This is a genomic window from Ruegeria sp. CDSC081, assembly GCF_059610485.1.
Window position 1 is genome coordinate 1 of the sequence record NZ_JBXWNS010000016.1, and the last position, 8265, is coordinate 8265.

Below are 8265 nucleotides of genomic sequence, written 5' to 3' on the forward strand. Positions count from 1 at the left end.
GCAACCCGCTATGATAAGACAGCCGAAAGCTTCCTTGGCTTCGTAGATATCATTTCGATCCGCCTCTGGATCCGCCACTTGTCAACATGACCTAGCGATAGCGGTCATTCATTGTAAGTATTAGGCTGATTGCGCTGGGTTAGCAGCCCGATAGAACTTGCGTCAGGCTCAACAGCACATTCCAAAGATGTTTGGTCGCACCAATACGGCAGTCGACGTTGCGATCCCCACAACAAGATCAAACATTTGAGAGCTCCTTGCTGCTTTCTTTTGCCAAGCGTTAAGCTGGCGTTGCAGATACCCTAGTCCGCAACATTTGCGTGGTTGACAGGATGAGTTTCTGTGAAAGGCGGGAAAAACCGTTGACCCGCAATTTGTTCATGCGGTTTTTTTTAAATTACTCGATACTAATATGTATGAATTTAGACTAGGGCAATGGGGCGAAAAGCCATCCGATATCTAGCTACCTATTCATCAAAGTATGCGTTATGCGTTGTGTAGATTGCCTGAATGGTTGGCGTCAAACGGTCAAGATGCGTACGAAGAACTTGATCCGCCGCCCACGCATCCCCGCTGAACAGGGCCTTTAAAAGAGATTGATGATCCAGATACAAATCATCCATTGCTTCTTTGCTGGTTAACGCCAGCATGCAAAGGCGGTCAACCTGCGCTTTGTTTTCGGCGATGATTTCAAACGCAAACGCCTGTTTGGCCGAGGCGCAAAGCAGTTTGTGAAACTGGTAGTCCAGATCATGGAACAAATTGACATCTTCTGCTGAGATTGCATCCGCCTGTTCACGAAGGTTGGCTTTTAATGCCGCGTCTACCGACTTGTCGCGATCTGACACGGCAGTGCGGATGACCTCCAATTCGACTGCGGCACGCACAAAGCGGGCATTCGCGATGAGCTGGCGTGAGAACGGTCGAACAACTGTCGCGCGTTGTGGCCGCACCAAAAGGAGATTGAGGTTGGAAAGTCGCGTGAAAGCCTCGCGCACAGGCTGGCGTGAAAACCCGAATGATTTCGCAACATCCGTTTCGGATATCTTTGTCCCTGGAAGCAGCTCCAGGCGGGTGATTTGTCCAAACAGTTCGTCAAAGACGACATCGCTACTCGTCGTACGTTCAAGGGTTCCCAAAGCTGCCATTTTTTGTTTTCCAACCTCTGTTTGGCGACATTGTGGCAGATCAGAGAGGGAATTAATAGAGTTAATTAGGATACTAGGTTACATTATATTCATTGTTCTAAAAGGAAAATATCACATATCTAAAGAGTATTTAGAAAATAGATGTTGACTAGTATCCCAGTTATCGTGTTGGGTGTGCCCATCAACGAGGGCGGAGCAAGTGTGCTAGCTGGGAGGAAATCAGATCATCCAAATTGGGGTGAAGGCTGATCTGGCGTGACCACTTGCAAGGTTTCGAACACGATCGCCGGTCAAAGACGACTGGAAGAAAACAAGACCTGAACCTGATCTGGGAGGATAGAATGTTCAATTTTTCACTAAAGTCTGTGGCTGCGACGGCTGTTTTGTTAAGCGGGGTTTCAATCGCACAGGCTGATGTCACACTGCGCGGGGCAAGCATGTTTGATGAAGAACATGCATTCACTAAGACCTTGCGCGAGTTTGAACGGCTGGTCGCGGAGAAATATGATGGCGAGGTCGAATTTGATCTGCGCCTGAATGGTGAGCTTGGGGTTGAATCCGATTACGTCACCTACCTCAACCAAGGTGTCGCCGTAGATTATACGATCCTTGCCCCGTCCAACATGGCGGTGTTTTCAGATTCCATTCCTTTGATGGATATGCCTTTCCTGTTCCGTGATCTTGAACACTGGGATGCGGTCCTTTCGTCGGATGCGCTGAAACCCCTTGAGGACGATCTGCGCGAAGCTGCAGGTATCGTGATCGTCGGGTATCACGGCGGTGGTGTACGGAATCTCGCCTCTGCTGAGCCCATCACAAACATGGAAGAGCTTGCAGGACATCGTATGCGCGTCATGGGGGCCCCAATTCAGGCCCAGACATTCTCAGCTGTTGGAGCGGCACCATCTGCCATTGCCTACAACGAAGTCTATAACGCAATCCAAACAGGCGTCATTGCCGGATTTGAGAATGAAGCGGCCTCGATCCAGAACCTGAAGTTCTACGAAGTTGCGCCGCATGTCTCATTGACCCAGCACACGATCACGGTGCGCCCAATTGTGATGTCAGCAAAAATCTTCGATGAACTGCCTGCTGAGTTGCAAGCCGCTATCATGGATGCCGGCACCGAGGCCGGTGCTTTTGGCCGCGCGTTGGAGAGCGGTCAGGACGGCGAAAAACTTCAGGCAATGATCGACGCAGGTCAGATCGAAGTGCATGAGTTCGAGGGTCGCGAGAAAATGCTGGAACTGGTTCAGCCAGTGCAGGACGCCTATGCCGAAGAGCTGGGCGCGACAGAACTGCTCAACAACGTTCGCGGAATGTGATCTCCCAGCTGACGGGCGAGTAAGTAATCAAACTCGCCCGTTGGCATAAATCCCGATGCGCTTGGCGCGTCACATTGCGATGTAGGGTGGAACATGCTTGGAAAATATCTGGATAGGTTCTGCACTGGGCTTCGTATATTGCTTGGCGTGATGATGGGGGCATTGGCGATACCGGTTGCGATGCAAGTTGTCTCTCGCTACACCGGTTTGATCCCAACTTATCTTTGGACCGAAGAACTGGCGACGTTCCTGTTCGTTTGGATTGTGATGATCGGGTCTATTGTCGCTGTTTGGGACGGCACCCATTTTGACGTTCGAATTACCCGCAACGCAATGAGACCGCTGCCACGTTTGTTCCAAGACGGCATCGTTCACGTTGCCATCATGATTTTTGGGGCGTTCTTCCTGTTTTACGGCATCGAATACACCGAATTTGGGGGCAACCAACGATCTGTAATGATGCGTGCAAACCTCGCGATCACGCACGTATCGGTCCCGATTGCCGGAGGGTTTTGGTTTCTCCTGTCAGGCTACCGGTTGTCCGAAACCATCGCGAAATATCTAAACCGAGAGAGCAGCCAGACATGATCCTCGATACTGCAACTGCCGCCACGATGCTTATTGCTGGCTTTCTGGTGCTGATTTTCATCCGCATCCCAGTGGCATTCGCATTGGGTTTGGCGACCCTCCCGGTTGTGTTGCTTGAGCTGCGGCTGACCCCGTTCATCGTGCTGGATCGGATGTTCCAATCCTATAACTCCTTCATCTTATTGGCCGTTCCATTCTTTCTACTGGCGGCCAACCTGATGAATTCCGGCAAAGTAACCGACCGGCTGATCGAACTGGCCCGTGTGCTAACCGGCTGGATGCCCGGCGGATTGGGTCATGTAAATGTCGCTGTGTCGATGCTGTTCGCTGGTATCTCCGGATCTTCCACAGCAGATGCGGCGGGTATCGGAAAAATCCTGATCCCAGCCATGCAGAAAGAGGGGTACGACACGCGGTTTGCCGTTGCTATCACGGCCTGCTCTTCGGTGATGGGGGTCATCATCCCGCCGTCGATTTTGATGATCGTTTGGGGCGGTGTCATGCAGGTCTCTGTCGGCGCATTGTTTTTGGGCGGCGCGATTCCGGGCCTGATGATTGGCCTCGCCTTGATGGCTACGGTCTATGGTTTCGCAAAAGCCCGCAATTACCCGGTGACGGCGACGCCGAACTGGGGTGAATTCTGGGCCGCTTGGAAAGGCGCCGCACTGGCCCTTTTGACACCGGTCTTTGTGATTGGCGGTATTGTAGGTGGTCTTGTCACACCAACTGAAAGTGCAATCATAGCGGCGGGTTATGCGCTGATCTTGGGTATGTTTGTCTATCGGACGGTCACTGTCAGAGATTTGGGTACGATCCTCTATGACACCGCACGATTTGCAGCCATCTCTCTGTTTGCGATCGGCACCGCCTCGGCATTCGGATGGCTACTGTCGTTCTACGATGCGCCGCGCCTGATTGTCAGCGTTCTGACTACTTGGGAGTTCGGGGCATTTGGAACGGCTATCTTGATTGCCCTTCTGTTTCTTCTCTTTGGCCTGTTCATCGATGCAATCCCGACAATCATCATTCTTGGCACGGTTCTGATGCCGGTGGCACAGGCGGGTGGGGTCGATCCAATCGCATTTGCCATCATCGGTATCGTTTCGCTTGCCTTCGGGCTGGTGACGCCGCCCTACGGCTTGTGCCTGCTGATCTCAGCGGCAATTGGCGGCCTGAATGTTGTGCAAGTCCTGCGTGAGGTCGTGCTTATCCTTGCCCCAATGCTGGTCATCCTCATTCTGTTGGCGGCATTCCCCGAAATCATTCTGTGGCTCCCAAAGGCAGTTATGCCGGGGGCGTTCCGATAATGGCGTCTCAACTTGCGCTGTGAGCGCTCTGAGAGGGCCGCCAACTGAAACCCGTGACACAAGCGAAGCTGGCGCTTTGTAATAGGAAGGACCGACATGAAACTTGCAGGTAAAACCGCCATTGTAACCGGAGGAGGCCGTGATATTGGCCGCGCGGTTGCGATCAAACTCGCCTCCGAAGGCGCAAATGTTGCGATCAACTATTTTTCCAGCTCAAACGGCGCGGATGAAGCTGTTGCCGCAATCGAAGCCAACGGCGGTAAGGCGATTGCCGTGCAGGGCGACCTGAACAAGAAGGCGGATGTTGACGCGCTTGTGTATCGCACGGTCGAAACCTTTGGCGGCGTCGATATTCTGGTCAATAATGCAGGCGGTCTGATCGCCCGCAAAACCATTGCGGAAATGTCTGTTGAACATTGGGACGCCGTGATGAGCCTGAATCTGACCAGCACATTCCTGATGACGCAGGCTTGCCTGTCCAGGATGACGTCTGGAACTATCGTCAATCTCGCCAGTCAGGCCGGGCGCGATGGTGGTGGACCGGGTGCCGTCGCCTATGCCACAGCCAAGGGCGCGGTCATGACCATGACACGCGGTTTGGCAAAAGAGGTCGGCCCAGACATTCGTGTGAATGCACTTTGTCCTGGCATGATCGATACCGATTTTCACAATGTTCATACACCTGATGCTGGTCGACGCGGCTTTGAAGCCAACGCACCGCTAAAGCGTCAGGGTCATGTCGATGACGCTGCAAATCTCGTTTTATTTCTGGCCTGCGAGGACAGTGCCTTCATCACGGGCGCAAACATTGATCTCAACGGTGGCATGCTGTTTTCCTAACAAGCAAGGAGAGAACCTGTGCCCAATTTCCCGATCGTCTCTACAGGTGAACATGTCACGCGGCAGGTGCTATCTGATCATCCTGACCTCATGGTTGTTGCCTTCCGGTTTCACGCGACCGGGGCGATTGGTGCCCTGCACAGCCATCCGCATGTGCAGGCGACCTATGTCGAAAGCGGTCGATTTCGGTTTACGTTGGGTGAGCACGAACAAGAGTTTGGCCCCGGTGAAAGTTTTGTCATCCCGCCCGGCCAAACCCATGGCTGCACATGCCTGGAACCTGGGACATTGGTCGACAGTTTCACGCCCCGCCGCGATGATTTTCTGTAACTGATATGCGTGTACTGGCAATCGGCGAATGCATGGCAGAACTTGCCCCATCTGAACGGGTTGGTGAATTCAAGCTTGGTTTTGCGGGCGATACCTTCAATACAGCATGGTATCTTGCACAAATCGCCGCAGATATCGACGTCAACTATCTGACGGCTGTCGGAGATGATGCGATTTCGCAGGATCTGCGGGCGTTCATGAAAGACAGCAGGATATCCGACACGCACGTCCAAGTCATTGCGGGCAAAACGATTGGGCTATATCTCATCCATCTCAGCAATGGTGAGCGCAGTTTTTCATACTGGCGCAGCGACTCTGCCGCCAGGCAACTTGCGGTCGACGAGATTGCACTCGGGCGGGCAGTTACGGGCGCAGACTTAATCTACTTTTCTGGAATAACCCTCGCTATTCTCGATCCACAATCACGCGAAATGCTGTTCGATGCGTTGCGTCGTGCACGTGCATCCGGAACGACTGTTGCCTTTGATACAAATCTAAGACCACAGCTTTGGTCTACGCCGCAGGAAATGACAGACACAGTTATGAAAGCTGCTGCGCAATCCGATATCGTTCTGCCATCTTATGATGACGAAGCCGTATGGTTCGGGGACGGCGATTCAATTGCGACGCTGGATCGGTATGCAAAGGCTGGTGTCGATCAGATTGTCGTCAAGAACAGCGCGCAGCCTGTGGTTTTTCAAAAAGCAGGTCAACGTGGAGAGGTAGGCGTTGATCCAGCGACGGGCATTGTCGATACCACTGCGGCAGGGGACAGTTTCAATGCAGGTGTCTTGGTAAGCGTTGTTAGGCAGGATGATTTGGCAACAGGCATACGCAAGGGGTGTCGTCTGGCAGGCCATGTCGTCCGTCACAAAGGCGCACTCGTCCCGGTTAACTTAGATCTTGGTAAGGATGAGACGGGTTAGTGATACGTCTTGATCAAGGAGTAGCAAGATCATGAAACAGACTTGGCGCTGGTTTGGCCCTTCTGATGCGATCTCCATTGGCCAAATCAGGCAAACCGGTGCAACCGGCATCGTCTCAGCCTTGCACCATGTTCCAACAGGAGAGGTTTGGTCAGTCGAGCACATCAAAGAGCGGCAGCAACAGATTGAGCAGCCCGGAGGCGTTCCATCTGGATTGACCTGGGACGTTGTTGAAAGCGTTCCGGTGTCCGAAGCGATCAAATCGCAAACCGGCCCGGTAAGGCAACACCTTGAAATGTACAAGGAAAGCCTACGTAATTTGGCCGAATGTGGCATTCACACAGTCTGCTACAACTTCATGCCAGTGCTGGATTGGACGCGCACAGACCTGAGCCATCCGCTGCCACATGGTGGGCACGCAATGCGGTTTGATCTCTTGGATTTTGTCATGTTCGATTGTTTCATCCTATGCAGGCAACGCGCGGAGCAAGATTATTCAGCGGTGATCATAGAAGCCGCACGGGCCCGGTTTGCAGATCTGGGTGATGGAGATCGCCTGAAACTGTCGAACAATATCGTCGCTGGTTTGCCGGGGGCGAACGACAATTGGTCTCTTGAGGACGTGAAACGAAACCTCGACGCATATGTTGGCGTGACGCCCGAAACCCTCCGCTCCAACCTGGTTGATTTCCTTTCCGAGGTTGTTCCAACGGCCGAAGGCCTCGGCGTCCGGCTCTGTTGCCATCCGGATGACCCACCTTTTCCACTGCTTGGGCTTCCACGGGTCATGTCGTCGCAAAGTGATTACGCGACCGTGTTGGATGCCGTTGACAGCCCGGCAAACGGAGCAACGCTATGCACCGGGTCATTGGGTGTTGCCGAAGACTTCGACCCAGTATCCTTCATTGCTCAGCACGGCCATCGGATCCACTTTGTACATCTTCGCAATACCGTGCGGGACGGTTCAAGCGACCGCAATCGCCATAGTTTTTCTGAGTCTGAACATTTGGCAGGAGACACAGATATGGTTGCAACAATTCGCGCCTTGATGGTCGAAGAAACGCGGCGCCGCAATCAGGGGCGATCAGATTATGAGATTCCCATGCGCCCGGACCATGGCCACGCTTTGCTGAACGATCTCACTCGTCCTTCCCAGCCCGGCTACCCGCTCATAGGCAGAATGCGCGGCCTCGCCGAACTGCGCGGTGTTATGCACGGTTGCACTTTGATTTCACCTGGGTCCGATGCCGATATTCGCGGCATTTAAGTGAGCGTCTGCTCCTCCGGACTGATCAGACCTTTTGCCGGGCTTGATGATACCAGTATGTGATCAGAAGACGAAAGTAACCTATCGGCAGAAGTCCGCTGTGTGCGCGCTTTGGGTCTTGAGCGTTTGGAAATGCTGCGCTTTGCATGAAGGTCCGGTTCGAGGAAACCGGTTGGTCGAACTGTCGGCGCCTAGATGTCCGTTAATGGGATGTACCGGCTGCTTCACCCAGGAGGTTAGCCATGCCGCAGATGCGAGGTGTTACTGCGTCAGCAATAGCTGCGACTGCACAAGTCCGGTTTGTCGGCCCTCCCGCATTTGGTGTCCCTCGCAGCTAAGGTCCGGAGCGCGCCCATTCTAACCAATGCTGCAAATTGCACGGATGTCTGCACTTGGATTGATGGATCGTTAGAAAACGGCAATCCGAAGGATTTGGTAATCTTGCGAACGCGTGGGGCTAGGTCGTGTTGACAAAAGGGATTCACAGCGCCCGCTGATCGTGATTCAAGCCGGTATCTGCGATGGAGGCCAGCT

The 8265-nt window shown here is 53.3% G+C and carries 8 protein-coding genes and 1 pseudogene; 8 read left to right on the plus strand and 1 reads right to left on the minus strand.

Annotated features, from left to right (window positions below):
• Window positions 1-90, plus strand: a pseudogene (locus tag AC2FH9_RS19745) (IS5/IS1182 family transposase); the annotation flags it as partial.
• 377 nt (window positions 91-467) lie between these two features.
• On the opposite strand, the gene AC2FH9_RS19750 reads toward AC2FH9_RS19745, so the two are convergent.
• Complete coding sequence (locus tag AC2FH9_RS19750) at window positions 468-1148, minus strand: GntR family transcriptional regulator (RefSeq protein WP_271952726.1); 681 nt, start codon at window positions 1146-1148, stop codon at window positions 468-470.
• Window positions 1149-1489: 341 nt separating this feature from the next.
• Here AC2FH9_RS19750 and AC2FH9_RS19755 point away from each other — a divergent pair, with 341 nt between their 5' ends.
• From AC2FH9_RS19755 to uxuA, 7 genes are all read left to right on the plus strand, one after another.
• Window positions 1490-2473, plus strand: a complete 984-nt coding sequence (locus AC2FH9_RS19755) for a TRAP transporter substrate-binding protein (RefSeq protein WP_496751171.1) — start codon at window positions 1490-1492, stop codon at window positions 2471-2473.
• Window positions 2474-2566: 93 nt separating this feature from the next.
• Window positions 2567-3061 carry a TRAP transporter small permease gene (locus AC2FH9_RS19760; protein WP_282027911.1) on the plus strand — a complete coding sequence of 165 codons (495 nt, stop codon included), beginning with the start codon at window positions 2567-2569 and terminating at the stop codon, window positions 3059-3061.
• Entirely contained in the window at window positions 3058-4368 is a 1311-nt protein-coding gene (locus AC2FH9_RS19765) for a TRAP transporter large permease (RefSeq protein ID WP_496872710.1), read from the plus strand. Before AC2FH9_RS19760 ends, AC2FH9_RS19765 begins: the two co-directional genes overlap by 4 nt.
• Before the next feature lie 96 nt (window positions 4369-4464).
• Window positions 4465-5208, plus strand: coding sequence for an SDR family NAD(P)-dependent oxidoreductase (locus tag AC2FH9_RS19770; protein ID WP_271952733.1), 744 nt, complete (start codon window positions 4465-4467; stop codon window positions 5206-5208).
• Between the two features lie 18 nt (window positions 5209-5226).
• The gene (locus tag AC2FH9_RS19775) at window positions 5227-5538 is read left to right on the plus strand and encodes a cupin domain-containing protein (RefSeq protein WP_142640366.1); all 312 of its coding nucleotides are present in this window, start codon (window positions 5227-5229) and stop codon (window positions 5536-5538) included.
• A gap of 5 nt (window positions 5539-5543) precedes the next feature.
• Window positions 5544-6464 carry a sugar kinase gene (locus AC2FH9_RS19780; RefSeq protein WP_496872712.1) on the plus strand — a complete coding sequence of 307 codons (921 nt, stop codon included), beginning with the start codon at window positions 5544-5546 and terminating at the stop codon, window positions 6462-6464.
• A gap of 31 nt (window positions 6465-6495) precedes the next feature.
• A complete protein-coding gene (uxuA, locus tag AC2FH9_RS19785; protein WP_496872714.1) occupies window positions 6496-7731 on the plus strand; it encodes a mannonate dehydratase in 1236 nt (411 codons plus the stop codon).
• Window positions 7732-8265 lie beyond the last annotated feature (534 nt).